We start from the raw sequence: 18,345 nt of genomic DNA, 5'->3' as shown, positions 1-18,345 counted from the left end.
ATCGACACAATTTTATTCAGATCCCGAGGCAGTTGCACCCTATGTTTCATCGCCGTGATTTTCTCAGACTTGGGTTGATGACAGGAGCAGGCTTCGCCAGTGCTCTGACCAACCTGTCAGCCATGGCTGACGAGGCGCCGGCGGCGCCGGCCGCATTTGACGATAATTACGTGCTCAACATTGCACGCAATCTGGCGAAATCACCTTACAAGGCACCTGATTCATCCCTTCCATCACCGTTTTCGGCGCTCACTTACGATCAGTACGTGGATATTCGCGCAAAGCCCGGCGGCCAGATATGGATTAATGAAAATCTCGGCTTTGCCATAGAACCGCTGCATCGGGGCTTTATCTTCAACACGCCGATGGACCTGAACCTCGTCAACGGGGACATGATCACGCGGGTCGGCTATGACATGGGCCGTTTTGATTTCGGCAAACTCAAGGTTGGCGGCGATATCAAGGATATCGGCTATTCCGGTTTCCGTATTCTGGAGGCGCGCAATGGCACCTTCGATGAACGCGCCATATTTCAGGGTGCGAGCTTTTTCCGGGCTCTGGCGCGCGATCAGAACCAGGGCGTGATGGCGCGCGCACTGGCGATCCGGACAGCCGATCCGCGCGGCGAGGAATTTCCGATTATCCGCGCAGTCTGGATCGAGCGCCCTTCCGCGGCCACACATGCACTTGTGATCCATGCCCTGCTCGATTCCGAAAGTGTCGCCGGCGCTTACCGCTTCACGCTCCGCACAAGCGACGCGACAATCATCGATACTGAATCGGTGCTTATCCCGCGCGTGGCTATCAACCATGTCGGTATCGCCGCCATGCAGGCTACATCCTTTTTTTCGCCGCTCGATAGGCGCAAGGTCGACGATATCCGGCCCGCAGTTTACGAGGTGACAGGGCTGCGCATGCTGACCGGCAAGGATGAATGGCTCTGGCGGCCGGTCTCAAACCGACAAACCCTGCAAGGATCTGCTTTCGTCGATGAAAATCCCAATGGATTCGGTTTGCTGCAGCGGGATCGCGATCCGGCGACATTTGAAGATGATGACCAGCACTGGGAGCGCCGGCCCTCGCTCTGGATCGAGCCAATCGGCGACTGGGGTGCCGGACAATTCGAATTGATCGAAATTCCGAGCGAGTCTGAAATCAATCAGAACATCAACGCCTATTGGCGTCCCAAGGAAGGCCTGAAACAGGCGGTCGAAACGCGTTATTCCTACCGGCAGTTCTGGTGCTGGTCACCGCCGCTCAAACCGCCCCTGGCCATCGCCACACAGGCGCGCAGCGGCAAGGTCACACTTGGCGGCAAAACGCGTTACCGCATTTTGGTCGATTTTACTGGCGATAATCTTGAAAACCTGCCCCGCGAAGCCAATGTCAAAGCATCGGTGACACTCACAGGAGCAGAATTGCTCTCATCCCGGGTTGTTGCGGGGAAAACGCCCAAAACAATGCGGGTGCTGTTCGATTTTCAGCCAAACAGCGATAATCTTGTCGAAATCCGTCTCATTCTCCAATCCGGAAGTCAGGCATTAAGCGAAACATGGTTGTACCGTTGGACAATCTGAAACAAGCTCACCGCGAGGCGGAACCACGCCTGAACGACAGCGCCGCCTTGCGCCACGCGCCGATCACGCAGGTTGACAGTTCAGGCTTTGCCCCTGCCATGCCGGATGAAGCGCATCTCGATATGCCTGTGCAGTCGCTTACGCATTTCGACGCCAGAACCGAGCGCCGCAAATGGGCCGCGCCGGAGCTGGCCTACCGTCCAGTGCTTGAGAGGCTGGTTGTGTTCGGCGGCGGGCTGGCGTTGACGGCCTATGGCGCCTACCAGATGTATATGGTCGTCGATGTGGGCGGCGTCAGCCTGCTCAAATGGCTGCTCCTGATTCTTTTTGTGGCGAACTTTTCCTGGATCGCCCTCGCCTTCACCAGTTCGATCATAGGCTTTCTATGGCTGGCACTGCGCCAGCCAAAAATGCGTGATCTACCCAAGACACTGAGCCGGCGTACGGCAATAGTGATGCCGATCTATAATGAAGCCCCGAGCCGGGTGTTTGGCGCGGTTCAGGCTATTGCGGAGGACGTGGCCCGGACTGGTCTCGGCGCGCATTTCGATTATTTTTTTCTGTCCGACACGACAAATCCGGATGTCTGGATCGCGGAGGAGCAGGCTTTTCTGGCAATACGGGCGCGGCTGGGCAATGACTATCGGATCTACTACCGCCACCGGCCCAAAAACACGGCGCGCAAGGCCGGCAACATTGCCGATTTCGTGACGCGTTGGGGCGGGCATTACGACCACATGGTCGTGCTGGATGCCGACAGCCTGATGACCGGCCATTCCGTTGTATCGCTGGCGGCGGCCATGGAGGCCGACCCCGACGCCGGAATCATACAGACATTGCCGCTGATCATTAACCGCAACACATTGTTTGCCCGGCAGCAGCAGTTCGCGGCGCGCATTTATGGGCCGGTGATTGCCGCCGGTCTCTCGGCATGGATGGGGCGCGACGGAAACTACTGGGGCCATAATGCAATCATCCGCACCAAGGCTTTTGCCGCGCATTGCGGATTGCCTGATCTCAACGGCAAGCCCCCGTTCGGCGGCCACATCCTGAGCCATGATTTTGTCGAAGCAGCCTTGATCCGCCGTGCGGGCTATGCGGTCTATATGTTGCCGGTGCTCGGCGGCTCATACGAGGAAAGTCCGCCCTCGCTCATCGATCTGTCGGCGCGCGACCGGCGCTGGTGTCAGGGCAACCTGCAACATATCCGCGTCCTCCCCGCCAAAGGCCTGCATCTGGCGACACGGCAGCATTTTGCCACCGGGATCATGTCTTATCTGGCCTCTCCGCTCTGGATGGCGCAACTCCTGATCGGTCTGGTGCTGGTTTTGCAGACCCGGTACATCCGTCCCGAATATTTCACCGATCAGTTCACATTGTTTCCCGCTTGGCCGCGCTTTGACGCGCAACGGTCGCTGAGCCTGTTTGAACTCACGCTGGCTATCCTGCTGGCTCCCAAATTTCTCGGACTGCTGATCAGCCTGTTTCAGAGAGATACGCGCCGCGCCGCTGGCGGCGCCCTGCTGCTGCTGATCTCGACATTATTTGAGATTATTCTCTCGGCTTTGCTTGCGCCGATCATGATGCTGGTTCAGTCTGGCTCGGTGATGCAGATTCTGTTCGGGCGCGATACGGGCTGGAACCCGCAGCGACGCGATGACGGTTCGATTCCGATGAAAGATATCGTCCGGCGCCATCGCAGCCATGTGGTGCTCGGGATAATCAGCCTCATGGGCGGATTGTTGATATCGCCGTCGCTGGTCGCATGGATGTCTCCAACCATAGCCGGACTGATTCTGGCCATCTTCCTGTCATGGGCGAGCGGGCAGCTCTCCATAGGTCTGTGGCTGAAAAAGCTGAACCTGCTCAAAACACCCGAGGAAGCCGATGTGCCGCCCATCGCAATCCGGGCAAACGAACTGGCCCATGAAATGGCGGCAATGAATTTTGACGAAGCCGATGGATTGCGCGCTTTGCATGATTCTCCCAAATTGCAGGCTGCGCATCAGGCTTTTCTTCCTGTTGCCAAGCGACGTCAGCGCGGCCAGATTGAACCGGATCGCGCCATGGCCGAAGCCAAGCTCACGGATGCCAATTCGCTTGAAGAGGCCATTGCCTGGCTCAAGCCGAAGGAGCGCATGGTGTTGCTGCATGATCGTGCACTCATCGCGCTGCTCGTCAGCCTGCCCAGCGTCGCGAAATGACCTTGGTCAGGAAATTTGCAGAAAAATGACACTTATCACTTGGCAAAAAACGGAGAGCTTGCTATAGGCGGCACACATTGATGAGCGAGGCGATTTGCCCAAGCGGTTTTTAGTTTGCTCCATCATTCCTCGATAGCTCAGTTGGTAGAGCGTTCGACTGTTAATCGAATGGTCGCAGGTTCGAGTCCTGCTCGAGGAGCCAGTTTCAAAAGCCTGATATCTCACGATATCAGGCTTTTTTCATCCGACCGCCTCTCCGCTGCGTAAGCAATGTATGATATCGACCTCTCAAACATCTATCGCCTTGGTGTGGTTCCGCAATGATATGCGGCTGGCCGATAATCCAGCGCTTCATGCCGCTGTTCAGTCCGGTCTTCCGGTCTGTTGCATCTACATCGACGAGACTGAGAGCAATCTCCGGCCTCTTGGCGGCGCTGCGCGCTGGTGGCTTCATCATTCGCTGAATGCACTGGATGCGAATCTGCGCAAGGCTGGCGGCAGGCTGCAGGTTTTCCGCGGAAGTGCCCGCGATGTCATGCAGAATATCGCCGAAAACTGCCCGGTCAGGGAAGTGCATTGGTGCCGCCGCTACGATCAAACGGGCCGGGAATTGGATGCCGCCCTCAAGGCTGAACTGAAGCACGCAGGCATAGTTGCGCAAAGCCATAACGGCCACCTCTTGTTCGAGCCTTGGGACATAAAGGCAAAGGGCGGCGGGTTCTTTAAAGTGTTCACGCCCTTCTGGCGGGCTGCATTGGCTGGGCCGGAGCCCGCGCCGCCCCTCCCCGCGCCCTCCAGCATCCAACCCGGCCCTGAGCTCCCCGGCGTCACAAGGATCAAGGATCTGGCCTTGCTGCCAACGCAGCCGGACTGGGCCAGCGCATTTGCCACAAGCTGGGAACCGGGCGAAGCGGGCGCGCGCAGCCGGCTCGATGATTTTCTGGCGCGCGGCATTCATGGCTATGGCGAAAATCGCAATCGTCCGGATATGGCCGGAACGTCGCGACTTTCCCCACATCTGCGCTTCGGCGAAATATCGCCGCGGCAGATATTCCACGCCGCGCAGATGACACGAGATTCGGGTCAGGCGCAGTCGGGAGACGTGAACAAATTCCTCAGCGAACTCGGCTGGCGCGAATTTTCCTATAATCTGCTCTTTCACTTCCCTGACTTGCCCTCGCGCAATTTTCAGCCGCGTTTCGATGATTTTCCCTGGGGCGAGCCGGAGCTGGAACTGATCAGGGCCTGGCAAAAAGGCAAGACCGGCTATCCCGTTGTCGATGCGGGCATGCGTGAACTGTGGCAGACTGGATATATGCATAACCGCGTTCGCATGATCGCCGCATCCTTTTTGATCAAACATCTGATGGTTCACTGGCGCGTGGGCGAAGCCTGGTTCTGGGATACGCTCCTGGATGCCGACATCGCCAATAATGCAGCGAGCTGGCAATGGGTTGCCGGTTCCGGCGCCGATGCGGCACCGTATTTCCGCATATTCAACCCGATCCTGCAGGGCGCAAAATTCGATCCCAATGGCGACTATATCCGCAGCTTCGTGCCGGAACTCCGGCATCTCGACACAAAATTCATCCATTCGCCCTGGACGGCGCCCGCTTCCACCCTCGCCCGAGCCGGCGTGACGCTTGGAAAAACCTATCCGCATCCCGTGGTGGATCATGACAAAGCAAGGGACCGTGCACTGGCCGCATTTCAAAATCTGAAAAACACAGCGATATCGGGTGAAACTATTTGACGGCGGGCAACGTATCTTGATCGTCAGGAGGACGACTTCATGAGAATAGCAGTGATTGGCACCGGAATAAGCGGCAATATAGCCGCATATGAATTGACAAAAGCCGGTGTCGATATTGTCGTCTATGAGAAGGCGGGGCGCATCGGCGGCCATTCGGCTACGCAGACAATTCAGTATGATGGCGTCGAAATGCACGTCGATACTGGCTTTATCGTCTACAACGAGCTCAACTACCCGCATTTCACCCGCCTGATGCGGGAACTGGATGTTCCGACTCATGAATCGGACATGAGCTTCGCCCTTTCAGCCAGACAGGGCCGGTTTGAATGGTGCGGACAAGAAGCCGGATGGCTCACGGTGCTGAATGGCTTATTCGCCCAGCGCAGCAACCTGTTTTCCCTGTCTTATCTCAGGATGTTGCTCGAAATCCTGAAATTTCAGCGGCAGGCCCGGGCAGATCTCGCGGCAGATCAGATCGGAACAGCGACGTTGGGAGAATATCTTGCTGCCCGCGGCTTCTCAGCCCGCCTGCGCGATGATTATATCATCCCCATGGGGGCTGCTATCTGGTCGATGTCCCCGCGCGCGATGATGAATTTTCCGGCGCAGTCCTTCTTCGCCTTTTTTGAGAATCACCGGCTATTGCAATGGAACCGGCCGACATGGCGAACCGTGACCGGCGGCAGCATCCGCTATGTCCTTGCCCTGACCCGATCCTTCCGTGACAAAATCAGGCGCAACAGCGGCGTGGCGTCGATCGAGAGCCTCTCGGGCGAAATACGCGTTACAGATACTCTGGGCAGAGCCGAATCATTCGATGGCGTGGTGATTGCCACGCATGCACCTGAAGCACTGGCCATGCTGAAAGACGCAACGCCTCTGGAGCGCGAACTGCTGGGCGCCGTGACCACAGCACCCAATGACGTCTATCTCCACCGTGACAGTTCGTTCATGCCGAAACGCAAAGCCGCATGGGCCTCCTGGAATTTTTTGCGGCAGGACGATGAAAACGCGCCAATCACGCTCACTTACTGGATGAACAGACTGCAGAAGCTTGATCCGGAGCGGCCGGTGTTCGTGACGCTTAATCCGCCTGTGCCGCCCCGCCCGGAACTGACGTTCTCGCATGAGGTTTTCTTTCATCCTCAGATGACCAGAACAGCAATAGCCGCACAGCAGCGGCTGCCGGAAATTCAAGGTAACCGCAAAATATGGTTCTGCGGCGCATGGACGGCTTACGGGTTTCATGAAGATGGCGTAAAGTCAGGCTTGGATGCGGCCCGGCAGATTATCGCCCTGCGGGATGGTGAAAACAGGACGCTGGAATATGAAGCAGCGCAATGACAATGGATAAGAGTTCGCCGAGCAACCCGGCTCCCGCCGGCGCTGCTCTCTATGTCGGAAAAGTGATGCACGCGCGGCTTAAGCCTGTGCAGCACAGGTTTCAATATCGCGTTTTCTCGCTGCTTATTGACCTCGACAAGTTGGACCGGGTGAAAAAGCTGAGCACGATCTTCTCTATCGGCGCATTCAACCTGTTCAGCTTTTATCCCTCGGATCACGGCAACAAAAAATCGGATAATCTGCGCGCCTATGTGGACGGGCTTTTTTCTGCGCATAAACTCTCGCCGCCTCAACACGTCTTTCTGCTATGCTATCCGCGCATTCTTGGCTTTGTGTTCAATCCGCTTTCGGTTTATTTTTGCTATGACAGCGACTTCAGAATTTCGGCATTGATTTACGAAGTGCGCAACACTTTCGGACAGCGGCACACCTATTTTGCGCCCGTCAAAGCCAGCGAATTTTGCGTCTCCGATGTCAGGCAGGAGCGCGACAAGCTGTTTTATGTCTCGCCTTTCATGGATATGGATTTGCGGTATAAGTTTCATATCCGCCCGCCGCAGGACGAAGTGCTTCTGCGCATCATGGAACATGATGCAACCGGCCCCATGCTTGCCGCCATTTTTCACGGAGAACGCCGGCCATTTTCGACCGGAACGTTCATGGATCTGTTTTTCCGGCTGCCGCTGCATAATTTTAAAATCATAGGCGGCATTCATTGGGAGGCGCTCAGGCTCTGGCTTAAAGGCATGAGGATCAGGCCCCGCCCCGCCGCGCCGCTTCCGGTGAGCACGGATGGATTGCAGAAAATAATTCCGGATATAATCTCAAAGCATTGAGGGGCATTCCGATGAATACGAATAACGAAACCATTATTGTTACCCAAGAGAATTTAAGCGTCGTTACGCAAGGCATGCCGTTTGGGCTGAAGCAGGCCTTCGGCTTTGCCGTCAGACTTCGCGCAGGAACGCTCTGGCTTGAATTGCCGGATGGCGGCAAATATGCCTTTCGCGGCGCCGAAGAGGGCCCGGAAGCATCCATGATCATTCATGATGTGGCCTTCGCCAGCCGCATGGCGCGCGAGGGGGAAATCGGCATTGCAGAAGCCTTTCTCCAGAATGAATGGGACACGCCCGATCTCACGCAGTTTTTGTTGTTGTTCTGCGCCAATGTCGATGCTGTACAGACGATGCTCGATGGCAAACCCTTCGCGCGGCTGGCTCAGCGGCTCTATCATTGGTTCCACCGGAATTCGAAAGCCGGATCACGCCGCAACATCATGGCCCATTACGATCTTGGCAATCAGTTCTACCGCCAGTGGCTCGATGAAACGATGACCTATTCTTCGGCCCTGTTCAAAAACCAGCATCAAAGCCTGGCCGAGGCGCAGATACATAAATATGCCGCACTGGCGGAGGAATTACGCCTTGCGCCTGATCATCATGTGCTTGAAATTGGTTGCGGCTGGGGCGGCTTTGCAGAATTTGCGGCCAAGGAGCGCGGTTGCCGGATCACCGGCATCACCATTTCTCCAGCCCAGCACGAATTTGCCCGCGAGCGCATTTTCAAGGCAGGACTGAATGAAAAAGTTGACATCAAGCTGCAGGATTATCGTGACGAAAAAGGCCTTTACGACCGAATAGCCTCGATAGAAATGTTTGAGGCGGTTGGCGCGGAATATTGGCCAGTTTATTTCCGTCAGTTGCGTGAGCGCATGAAGGCTGGTGGTCGCGCAGGTCTGCAGATCATTACGATTCAGGACCGGCTGTGGACGGGCTATAAGCGCGAACTGGATTTCATCCGTAAATATATATTTCCGGGCGGAATGCTGCCTACTCCGAAAATTTTGTCCGAACTGGCACAGAAACACGGCCTTTCTCAGACCGGAGAGCGCGTTTTCGGCGTGGATTACGCGCGCACATTGCAGGAATGGCGGAAGAAATTCAGGGCTGTCTGGCCGGGTTTGATGCCTCTTGGCTTCGACGAGCGGTTCCGGCGGATGTGGGAATATTATTTTGCCTATTGCGAAGCTGGATTTCTTGCCGGAAACATCGACGTAAGGCAGATAGTGTATCAGAAATAGCGCCCTTTATCAGAGGGAGTGCTTGTTGGCAGAGTATCCGGGTTCGGAAGAATCTCTAAAAAGCAGCATTCTGCCAGTTCAGATTGGGTTTGTTCTGCAACCGCTCTATTCTTGATGCGGCAAAATTGCTAATCTCCCGCCCGCACAGACCGGAGCAGGCGCGTAAGGCGCATTCCGACAAAGATATTTTCAGGGAGATTGCATGCTTACTTCGGATTTTGAAGTCCTGGATCAACGATTCGAGGCACTCATATTTGGCAATGTTCACGTTGAGAAATTGTGGACCGGCGCACGCTGGGCCGAAGGTCCCGCCTATTTTCCGGCTGGCAAATACCTAATCTTCTCCGACATTCCGAACAACAGAACCATCCGCTTTGACGAGACGGATAGCTCCGTTTCGATATTCCAGAGTCCTGCAAACAATCAGAACGGCCATACGGTTGATCAGCAGGGGCGCCTGATCGCCTGCGAACATCAGGGGCGCTGCGTTTCCCGAATCGAGCATGACGGCCAGCGTACGGTGCTGGTGAGCCATTATCAGGGCAAACGCCTCAATTCTCCCAACGATGTCGTGGTCAAATCCGACGGAACAATCTGGTTCACCGATCCCACATACGGAATCGACTCCCATTATGAAGGAGATGCCGCGCCTTCCGAACTGGAAGGCTCATATGTCTATCGCTTCGATCCGGCATCGCAGGAACTCACCGCTGTCGCCACTGATTTCGTCAAGCCGAATGGCCTTGCCTTTTCTCCGGACGAAAAGCTGCTTTATGTCGCCGATACGGGTTTCAGCCATGTCAAGAATGGACCCCGGCATATCCGGGTTCTGGATGTCGGGGCGGATGGTCGGAGCGTTTCAGGAACAAAGATATTTGCCCAATGCGGTGTCGGATGCTTTGACGGATTTCGCCTTGATACGAAGGGAAATCTCTGGACCTCCGCCGGCGACGGCGTGCATTGTTATGCACCTGACGGCATACTGATCGGCAAGATCAAGATCCCCGAGGTGGTTGCCAATCTGACCTTTGGCGGCATAAAAAGAAACCGCATCTACATTTGCGGCACGACTTCACTCTACAGCGTTTACGTCAATGCGCATGGCGCAACCTGGCCCAAATGAGCCGAAACCGCCTCAATTTTGTCATGTGTCCCTGATGGCTTGCGCGTATCAAGGTCCTGAAGCGGCGAGATACGGATGACGAGACTCCGGCCAATTCATATAGGGTCAGCAATGCTGGCCCTGATTGTCCTGTTCGCAGGCTTAATGTTCTGGCAGATTTCGGATCTGCGGGGCCTGCGCGGGCAATTCCGGCAACAGTTATTTGAAAATTCTGGCTTCATTCCAGCAAACCAGAGCGATGACCTTGTAATCAATACACGCCTGTTTCCCTGGCCGGATGTCGCCGTCACGCATTTATCCGGCAGTATTCCTGCTCTCAAATTAACGATTGAAAACATCGACATATCGGCGTCGCTTCGATTTTTGCCTTTGCTTGCCGGGCGTATCGAATTTTCGAATTTCACCGTCCAGAACGGCGAGTTGCGCTCGGGCGGAATTAAGGCGGATCTGCTCGAAAATTTACACGATATCCTCATGCGATCTGTTGCCGGCGTGAAATTGAATAATGTCGTCTGGCATATTGACCGCGCGGGCAAGCCGCCACTCCTGCTGGAGCACCTCAACGCGGAAATTGCCGCGAGGGCTTCTACGCGTCTGATCATGTCGGGCCTGTTTACGACATCCGGACAAAACGGCTCGATTGCTCTGAATCTGGACTATAGCCAGCCAGCTGTCAGCGGCGTAAACCTGACATTGGCGCTGGCTGACAACAAATTTGAATTCGACGGCAGTTTTTCTGCCGGTGCATCTTCTGCGTCGGGGGTTATGTCGCTCAGGTTGAACCATCCTGATGCTGTATTTGAATACCTGCCACAGCAATATCGCATCAGCAATGAAATAACGTCCATAGCACTGCACGGACAACTGGATCTGCAAAAGGATCGGGCCTCGCTGGAAAATCTTTCCGGGTCAATCAATGGCAAGACAGTGGATGGAACCATCGCCTATCAGGCGGAACCACGTCCGCTCGTTTCCGCGACGCTTGCAGTGGAAGCCATTGACCTGTCATCGGCGTGGTTGGCGCAATTCAAGCGCCGTCTGGCGGATCAGGTCAAGGCGACGGCAGAAGGAACCTATCTTACACGCATCCAGAGCAATATAGACCTACGCGCCTCATTCGGACGATTTAATTTCGACGGCGTAAAGACAGATAATGTGGCATTTTCCTTTCGCACCAAGCCCGACATGATGGAATTTTCGGTAGACGATGCGAAGCTCGGCAATGGAGCCGTCCGCGGTCAGACAACATACACGCGCCAGGGCAACGATATAAACGTGTCGCATCAATATTGGATGGATCACATAGATTTACGGGAACTCGATCCGATTCTGCCTGTCGGCATTAGCCACCCCAGCGGAATACTAACCGGCACCTGGTCGCTGTCAGCCTTGCTTGATCAGCAGAACGCCCCTTCGCAATGGTCTGGAGATGCCCAGTTGAACATTCTGGCGGGAAGTTTCAATCCGGCAGATATGGCGCAACTCTTCCATAAGCCCGCCACAGGAAGAGCCGCTCTCCTGCTCAATCGTCGTTTCTCGCTCGATGAAATGACTTCGTCACTTCAGCTGACGAATGGCACATTAACATTCAAGGCGCTTTCTTTTACAGCCCCGCAATGCAATGGCAGAGCAACAGGCTCGATCCAACTCACCGACGGCCGCATCGACCTGCACGGCAATTGTTCAAATCCCGCTCAAGCCAGCACACAAACTGCAGCACCGGGTGACGATCGCCCCGGCGATTTCACTATTCAAGGCACCTGGCCGAAAATCACAATCAACTGAAAGTTCGGGCCGCAATCGAAAGACGGCGAATTTCAATTTTCGGGCATTTATCCATGACGACCGAAAGACCTCTTGCCCGCGCGCGCGCCGCCGCCGGCTCATTGATCACGCCAATCTGCATCCAGATCGTCTTCGGCGGAAGGGGCAGCGCCAATGCAGCGTCAACAACATCCGCCGCCGCCTGCGAATTTCTGAATATATCAACCATATCAATGTTTTCAGGAATATCTTGCAACGAACGATATAACGGAATTCCGTCAATGCTGGTTCCTGGCAAGCCCGGATTCACGGCGAACACCCGATATCCATGCCGGGACAAAAAATGCATGACCTCGTTTGATGGCCGCTGCGGATTATCCGAGGCGCCCACCAGTGCGATCGTGCGGGTGTTAACCAGAATTTTGCGAAGAAATTCGTCTGTGTCCTGCGCTTGATCCATGTTGCTACTTCACCTTGGTTAATCCGTTACGCCCCAGCCGGTACCGTACATCCGTCATGCGGATCACTTCGGCACTATCATGACTGACATAAATCATGGGCAGTTGCTTAATACGCTGCGCCTGCTCAATATAGCTCAGGGTCTCTTCCTTTTGTTCCGGATCGACATTGGCAAGCGGCTCATCGAGCAACAGCAGGATCGGATCGGACAGGATAGCTCGCGCCAGCGCGACCCGCTGCCGTTCCCCGCCCGATAACGCCCGCACGTCACGCTGGAGAATCCGACCAAGCCCCAGCGCCTTCACGACAGCGTCGTATTGCTCGGGGCGTCTCTTCCATCTGAGCCATGCGGCAAACTGCAAATTGCCCGCCACGTCGAGATGCGGAAAAAGCCGCGCATCCTGAAAGGCATAACCGATTCGACGCGCGTGCGGCGGCTTGACCAGACCGTTAGCAGAATTCTGTAGCAGAATACCGCCCACCTCAAGATAGCCACGCGACGGCACCAGACCGGCAATCATGTTCAGCAGCGTGGTCTTACCCTCACCCGACGCCCCGACAAGACCGACAGCCCAGGCTTCGGTCGACAGAGTACAATTCATAGGGACGGGTTCGCTGGCCGAGAGCTCGAATTTTATCGTCATGGCGCGCGCCCTCTCCGGCCCAGAATCTCTGAAAAGGCCACAGCCGCAACGGCCAGAACGAGCGAAATGACGAGCAGGCGATATGCGGCAGGCTCGCCTCCGGGAATTTGCAGCTGCGTGTAGATTGCCAGCGACAATGTTTGCGTTTCACCGGGTATATTCGCGACAAAGGCGATCGTCGCCCCAAATTCACCAAGTGACTTAGCCAGTCCGAGCACGATCGCCGCCAGAATGCCGGGCATGGCCAACGGCAGCGTTATGAACAGAAACACCTGCAACCTTGTGGCCCCGAGCGTCGCAGCGGCCTGTTCCAATCTGGTGTCAATCGTCTCGAAAGACAGGCGGATGGAGCGCACCATCAGCGGAAAACTCATCACGGCCGCGGCAAGGGCGGCACCAGTCCAGCGGAAGGCGAGATGAATGCCGAGATAATCGCCCAGAAATTTTCCTATGACCCCGTGCGCACCAAATCCAAGCAAGAGCAAGTAGCCGGTTACCACGGGCGGAAGGACGAGCGGCAATACGATAATGATATTGAGCAGCGACCGGCCCAGAAATTTCTTGCGCGCCAAGGCATAGGCAACCAATCCTGCAACCGGCAAAGCTCCCGCAGTGGCCAGCGAAGCGACCTGAAGACTGAGCCATAGCGCTTCCCGCTCTGCTTGCGAAAGCTGAAATATTTGCCAGTTCATGCGGGCATCCACAAGCGCTCGGCGGAATTTCTATAGTCCGGCACCACAACACTCACCGATAACCGCTTCCATCCCGGCCATGCTCCGTCAATTGCAGTGATTTTCTCATGCATCGCAAGCCAGATCCGGCATAAACACTACAGTCCGCGCAGGACGCCATACGGCACATCTCATCAGAACGCCGCGCAGTTACCTTGCCCAACCGCAACCATGACAGCAAGAGCAAAGTTGGGCAGCGTGGCAATTTATGATTTCCAGCTCAAAGGCAGACATTGCCAACAGCGACACTCGCACATAAGCCAGAATACGTCTAATATGGCCGAATGCGCTGGTATTTCGCTGCACTTTGTCTGGCATTTCTGGTCAGCGGCTGTCAGAAAGCCATGGACCCGGATCACGCGCGCATGTGCCGCATTATACTGCCGGCAATAGAGCCTCCCGGAGCGGATATCCGCATTTACAAACAGATTTCGGGTTCATCCAATTCTGCCTCGCGCGACGAAATCATGCTTTTTTACGCGGCGGGCGCTGCCCCCTCGCCTTCCCTGCATGTTGCGCGCTGCACATTTGACGCAAACCGTTCAGGCAGCAGCATCGACCAATTGATAGCCTTTTCAAAGGACGCGCGACCATATTCCGACCTAAAGCTCTTTCTGCTCAAGCGCTTCTGGCTGGCCACACTTGACGCCTCTGTTGCCGACCCACAGCCCATTGCCAATGCCGACGCAGTGCCGCACACCAGTCTGGCGATCGCCTATTTTGCGCAACACAGCTTCAACGGCCTGCCGCTCATGGCCATTTATGGACTGCTGGCGGCGGCATATTCCCTGATTTTTGGTCTAGTGGGTCGCATCAATCTCGCTTTTGGCGAGATCGCCGCCATTGGTGGTTATGCGGCATTTTACGGGGCGTTCCTGCTGCTGGCTTCCGGCCCGGGTTGGCTCATGTTTTCGGCTGTGATCCTTGCCATTTATGCTGCGGCCTTCCACGGACACGTGATTGGTCGCATTGTTTTTCTGCCAACCAGCCGCTCAACCGGCCAGCAGGCGCTTGTTGCAACATTGGGTCTCGCCGTTTTCCTGCAGGAATACCTGCGGCTGACGCAGGGCGATTCGCTTCATTGGATCAAGCCAATTTTCGGCGAACCAATTGCCTTGTTGCGCGCGGGCGCATTTGTCACCACCACGACGCCCATGGCTTTGCTTGTCACCCTGGCAGCAGCGACAACGGCCGTGGCGCTGCTCGCATTCATGCGGCACAGCCATTTTGGCCGCAATTGGCGGGCCTATTCTGATGATCCGCTGGCTGCGCAGATGTTTGGCATCAGCCCCGTGCTGATTTTTGGCCAGACATTCATTCTCGCCTGCAGCATTGCAGGAATGGCTGGTGCAATCATGAGTTTGTTTTACGGCGGGTTCGGCTATGCATCCGCCACTTCGCTCGGGTTGAAAGCACTTATCGCCGCGATATTTGGCGGGATTGGGTCGCTGCCCGGAGCATTTCTGGGTGGTATTTTCATTGGCGAGATTGACGTATTGTGGTCAGCATATTTTTCAAACATTTACCGCGATCTTGTCTCCTATATAATCCTGACAATAATTCTTATCTTCCGACCGGGTGGACTACTGGGTTTTCCGATGATCGATCCCCGCCGCGTATAAAGGACAATCATAATGGAGTCGTCGCAGTTAAGCCGCCAGAATGCCGCGGGTGCCGGATGGTCCATGCCGACCAACCGGCTGGAAGGCGTACGCATGCGCCGCATATTTGCTTATGCCATTGACGGATTATGCATTTCGATATTGTCGATGGCAGTTTTCCTGTTGGTGTTCATGGCTGGAATTCTGACTCAAGGCGCCACTTGGCGCCTGATCCCGATCATTGTTCCGGCAACGGCCTTCGCCTATAATGGCCTGACGATCTCGGGGCCAAGCTGCGCAACCTGGGGAATGCGATTCATGGATCTGCGTATGGTACGCCAAGCGGAGTTTGGACAACCAACATTTCTTGTTGCGGCAAGCCACGCGCTGTTATTCTATGTTTTTTCTTATACGCTTTCACCGCTGATTTTGTTGGTTTCGCTGTTTTCATCGCAGAAGAGATGTCTTCACGACATGATTCTGGGTGTGCGAATTGAACGAAGATAACGAAAATCCGCGGCAAGTTTCTGCGGGTTGATATTTGCCAGAGGGTAAATCTTGAGCAAGGAAATGCGGGACGGGCCACAGTTTTATATGACATCCCCGACGCCATGCCCCTACCTGCCGGGACGGGAAGAGCGCAAGGTCTTCACGCACCTTGTGGGGTTTCGGGCAAGAGCGCTCAATGATGCCCTCACCCAGTCAGGATTTCGTCGCTCGCAAACAATCGCCTATCGTCCGGCTTGCGAGGGATGCCGCGCCTGTGTTTCGGTGCGCGTTCTGGTAGATGAATTTGTTCCCAGCCGCAGCTTTCGCCGCATTTTGACACAGAATGCCGAAATGCGGGTAGAAGCCCGTCCAGCTCAGGCTACGAGCGAACAATATGATCTGTTTTCCCGCTATGTGCAGTCCAGGCACAAAGATGGCGGCATGGCGGACATGGGTCTTGTCGAATATGCCACCATGCTTGAGGATACTCATATCGACACAAGAGCGATTGAGTACCGCAATTCGGCCGGTGTGCTCTCCGGCATGGTGATCACTGATGTGCTCAGCGATGGCCTTTCAATGGTCTATTCTTTTTATGATATTGAACAGGAGCACAGGTCGCTGGGCTCGTTCATGATTCTCGATCATATTCTGCGCACCAGACGGCTTGGCCTGCCCTATCTCTATCTCGGCTATTGGGTCGAGGGTTCAGACAAGATGGATTACAAGGCCCGCTTTCGCCCGCAGGAACGCTTGTATGGCGGCGAGTGGCAAAGGTTCTCCACTCCAGTTGCTGCAACGACATAAGCATGCCCTAAAATAAAAAACCCCGGCGAACCGGGGTTTTTCGTATCGTCTGTCGCAGATCAGAAAGCACGACGGATGGTGAAGCGAGCGCGCCAATCCGAATAGGTCTTGTCGGTGCCATCAAGCTTCATCTGGGTGTAAACCACTTCCGGGCCCATCTTGAAGCCAGCAACCGGTGTCCACACCGTGTTGGCGCCGACCAGCCAGAGCTTGGCATTGTCAGCATTGCCTGCTTCCGGGCCATCATAGTTCATGTAGGACGCGAACACCAGAGAGTTGAATTCAGCCGACCAATTGTGCTGCAGAGCACCAACCAGCGACCAGGTCTTGGCAAGGTCTATCTTGCCGCTGCCAACATTGTAAACAGCTTCCGCAGTCGGAACCTTCTGTACTCCGCCAGTCGCATCCTTATCATAGATGTCGGCAATGCCTGCACCGTAGTTGACAGGGTTGGTATAGCCGGTTGCGCCCTTGGCAACAGTGCCCTGGAACCAGAATGCGTCCTTTGCAGCCAGCATCGGCAGGTTCAGCTTCACGCCGGCCATGAAGGCATAGCCATCGGCGTTGACGTCATGGGTGCCATCATAAACATGATGATAAGCGCCAGCCAACTGCGCCTGACCCCAGCTCTGGTCAACCTTGAAAGCGCCGACAACATCCGGAACCTTCTGGCCGCCATAAGCGATATTTGATTCGCCATTCAGGCCGTAGCTCGAACCGGCAGAACCATTGGCCAGACCGCCGACATTGCGGTCAGAACCGTCTTCAGCCGAAATTGTAGCGGTGAAGCCGCTGCCGAACGAAGCGGTGTAGGCCAGCTTATTGACGGGCTGATAGGAAGCGAAGGACGAGCCGATGATTTCCGGTGCGAGACCATAGAAATCAAACGTCGAAAAATCGCGACCAGCAGTGATGCCGGCAAACTTGATGTATGCCTGCTGGATCACGGCTACTGTGCTGCTGCCCGTGTCCTGAGTGAACCGATAGTTGATGAATGTCTGCAGGTCACCATAGGAGGTCTTGGTGCGTGCATCGAGAGAAGTGTACGCGCGGGCTCGGAAACTGAGCTCATTCTTGGTGCGGGCGGTGGAACCCGAGTTCGTGGGACGTATTGTCTCTTCAGCACGCAGTTCGCCACCGATCTTGAGGCAGGTGTCGGTGCCCGGGATGTAGAAGAAGCCGGCGCCGAACGCGTCACACACTTTCACATATTGAGCCGGAGCCGCCTTCTTGGAAGGCAGATCGGCAGCATTGGCTCCACCGACAACCATGAGACCGGCTGCGCTGGCGGAAAGAAGAATAGCTAGATTTTTCATTTGTGCCCCTTCGGCAATATGACTGCATGTCTACTGCCTATGAAATCAACAAGAATGTGCTGAAAGTTTCATCATTGATGGAAACCCGTTCAGCACACGAGGACTATGCAGCGAGGCACTCCGTCAGGTCAACAGCTTGAAACTAATTTACGAATGAAAATGACATTCTTTACCGTATTGTTGCTTTTTAATCACACTTACGCGCCTGACACTTAAGTATGAAGCTTTTATGACATAGAATAATAAGATTGTTTAACTTACATATTTCCTAAAAATACTTAAAAATAATCATATACATGATGATCAAAAATGAAAATTAGAAAAATCTAATAATATAAATCTCAAATGTATGATTTATCTATATTTATAGACATAAAAATCGAATTTAAGGATTAAATCCGCCGCGAAAATCGGCGAGTTTATATTCGAAATACGACCAAAGTCGAATTCGTT

At 54.9% G+C, this 18,345-nt stretch carries 15 protein-coding genes and 1 tRNA gene; 12 read left to right on the top strand and 4 right to left on the bottom strand.

Annotated elements, in window-relative coordinates:
• Positions 1-41 precede the first annotated feature (41 nt).
• The 9 genes from AC0N03_RS09305 to AC0N03_RS09265 all read left to right on the top strand — a co-directional run bounded on the left by AC0N03_RS09305 (position 42) and on the right by AC0N03_RS09265 (position 11,866).
• Entirely contained in the window at positions 42-1,577 is a 1,536-nt protein-coding gene (locus AC0N03_RS09305) for an OpgD/OpgG family glucan biosynthesis protein (protein WP_474288411.1), read from the top strand.
• Positions 1,553-3,781: a glucans biosynthesis glucosyltransferase MdoH gene (mdoH, locus tag AC0N03_RS09300; protein ID WP_474288410.1), complete on the top strand. Its 2,229-nt coding sequence runs from the start codon at positions 1,553-1,555 to the stop codon at positions 3,779-3,781. Before AC0N03_RS09305 ends, mdoH begins: the two co-directional genes overlap by 25 nt.
• A 126-nt stretch (positions 3,782-3,907) precedes the next feature.
• Positions 3,908-3,983, top strand: a tRNA-Asn gene (locus AC0N03_RS09295).
• Positions 3,984-4,055: 72 nt separating this feature from the next.
• Positions 4,056-5,534: a cryptochrome/photolyase family protein gene (locus AC0N03_RS09290; protein WP_474288409.1), complete on the top strand. Its 1,479-nt coding sequence runs from the start codon at positions 4,056-4,058 to the stop codon at positions 5,532-5,534.
• Between the two features lie 39 nt (positions 5,535-5,573).
• Positions 5,574-6,878 (top strand): NAD(P)/FAD-dependent oxidoreductase, encoded by a 1,305-nt coding sequence (locus AC0N03_RS09285; protein WP_474288408.1) that lies wholly within the window; start codon positions 5,574-5,576, stop codon positions 6,876-6,878.
• Complete coding sequence (locus tag AC0N03_RS09280; protein WP_474288407.1) at positions 6,875-7,714, top strand: DUF1365 domain-containing protein; 840 nt, start codon at positions 6,875-6,877, stop codon at positions 7,712-7,714. The genes AC0N03_RS09285 and AC0N03_RS09280 overlap by 4 nt, the downstream gene beginning before the upstream one ends.
• A gap of 11 nt (positions 7,715-7,725) precedes the next feature.
• A complete protein-coding gene (locus AC0N03_RS09275) occupies positions 7,726-8,958 on the top strand; it encodes a class I SAM-dependent methyltransferase (RefSeq protein ID WP_474288406.1) in 1,233 nt (410 codons plus the stop codon).
• Positions 8,959-9,160: 202 nt separating this feature from the next.
• Complete coding sequence (locus tag AC0N03_RS09270; RefSeq protein ID WP_474288405.1) at positions 9,161-10,081, top strand: SMP-30/gluconolactonase/LRE family protein; 921 nt, start codon at positions 9,161-9,163, stop codon at positions 10,079-10,081.
• A 111-nt stretch (positions 10,082-10,192) separates the two neighbouring features.
• Positions 10,193-11,866 (top strand): AsmA family protein, encoded by a 1,674-nt coding sequence (locus AC0N03_RS09265; protein ID WP_474288404.1) that lies wholly within the window; start codon positions 10,193-10,195, stop codon positions 11,864-11,866.
• Here the strand turns inward: AC0N03_RS09265 and AC0N03_RS09260 are convergent.
• From AC0N03_RS09260 to modB, 3 genes are read right to left on the bottom strand one after another with little or no spacing between them, the layout of a single operon-like run.
• Entirely contained in the window at positions 11,859-12,305 is a 447-nt protein-coding gene (locus AC0N03_RS09260; protein WP_474288403.1) for a CoA-binding protein, read from the bottom strand. The genes AC0N03_RS09265 and AC0N03_RS09260 overlap by 8 nt on opposite strands.
• 4 nt (positions 12,306-12,309) lie before the next feature.
• Positions 12,310-12,948 carry an ATP-binding cassette domain-containing protein gene (locus AC0N03_RS09255; protein WP_474288402.1) on the bottom strand — a complete coding sequence of 213 codons (639 nt, stop codon included), beginning with the start codon at positions 12,946-12,948 and terminating at the stop codon, positions 12,310-12,312.
• Positions 12,945-13,628 (bottom strand): molybdate ABC transporter permease subunit, encoded by a 684-nt coding sequence (gene modB, locus AC0N03_RS09250; RefSeq protein WP_474288479.1) that lies wholly within the window; start codon positions 13,626-13,628, stop codon positions 12,945-12,947. Before modB ends, AC0N03_RS09255 begins: the two co-directional genes overlap by 4 nt.
• Positions 13,629-14,044: 416 nt before the next feature.
• Between modB and AC0N03_RS09245 the strand changes: the two genes are divergently transcribed.
• Genes AC0N03_RS09245 through AC0N03_RS09235 form a run of 3 tightly spaced genes read left to right on the top strand, consistent with a single transcriptional unit; the run spans position 14,045 to position 16,576 of the window.
• Positions 14,045-15,301 carry a branched-chain amino acid ABC transporter permease gene (locus AC0N03_RS09245; RefSeq protein ID WP_474288401.1) on the top strand — a complete coding sequence of 419 codons (1,257 nt, stop codon included), beginning with the start codon at positions 14,045-14,047 and terminating at the stop codon, positions 15,299-15,301.
• Positions 15,302-15,313: 12 nt separating this feature from the next.
• Positions 15,314-15,787 (top strand): RDD family protein, encoded by a 474-nt coding sequence (locus tag AC0N03_RS09240; protein WP_474288400.1) that lies wholly within the window; start codon positions 15,314-15,316, stop codon positions 15,785-15,787.
• A 51-nt stretch (positions 15,788-15,838) separates the two neighbouring features.
• The gene (locus AC0N03_RS09235; protein ID WP_474288398.1) at positions 15,839-16,576 is read left to right on the top strand and encodes an arginyltransferase; all 738 of its coding nucleotides are present in this window, start codon (positions 15,839-15,841) and stop codon (positions 16,574-16,576) included.
• Between the two features lie 59 nt (positions 16,577-16,635).
• Here the strand turns inward: AC0N03_RS09235 and AC0N03_RS09230 are convergent, their stop codons facing one another.
• Positions 16,636-17,892, bottom strand: a complete 1,257-nt coding sequence (locus tag AC0N03_RS09230; protein ID WP_474288397.1) for a porin — start codon at positions 17,890-17,892, stop codon at positions 16,636-16,638.
• Positions 17,893-18,345 lie beyond the last annotated feature (453 nt).

The organism is Methylocystis sp. sgz306128 (genome assembly GCF_056032725.1).
The sequence above is the reverse complement of the archived record's forward strand: the minus strand, read 5'-3'. Positions and strand labels throughout refer to the sequence as shown.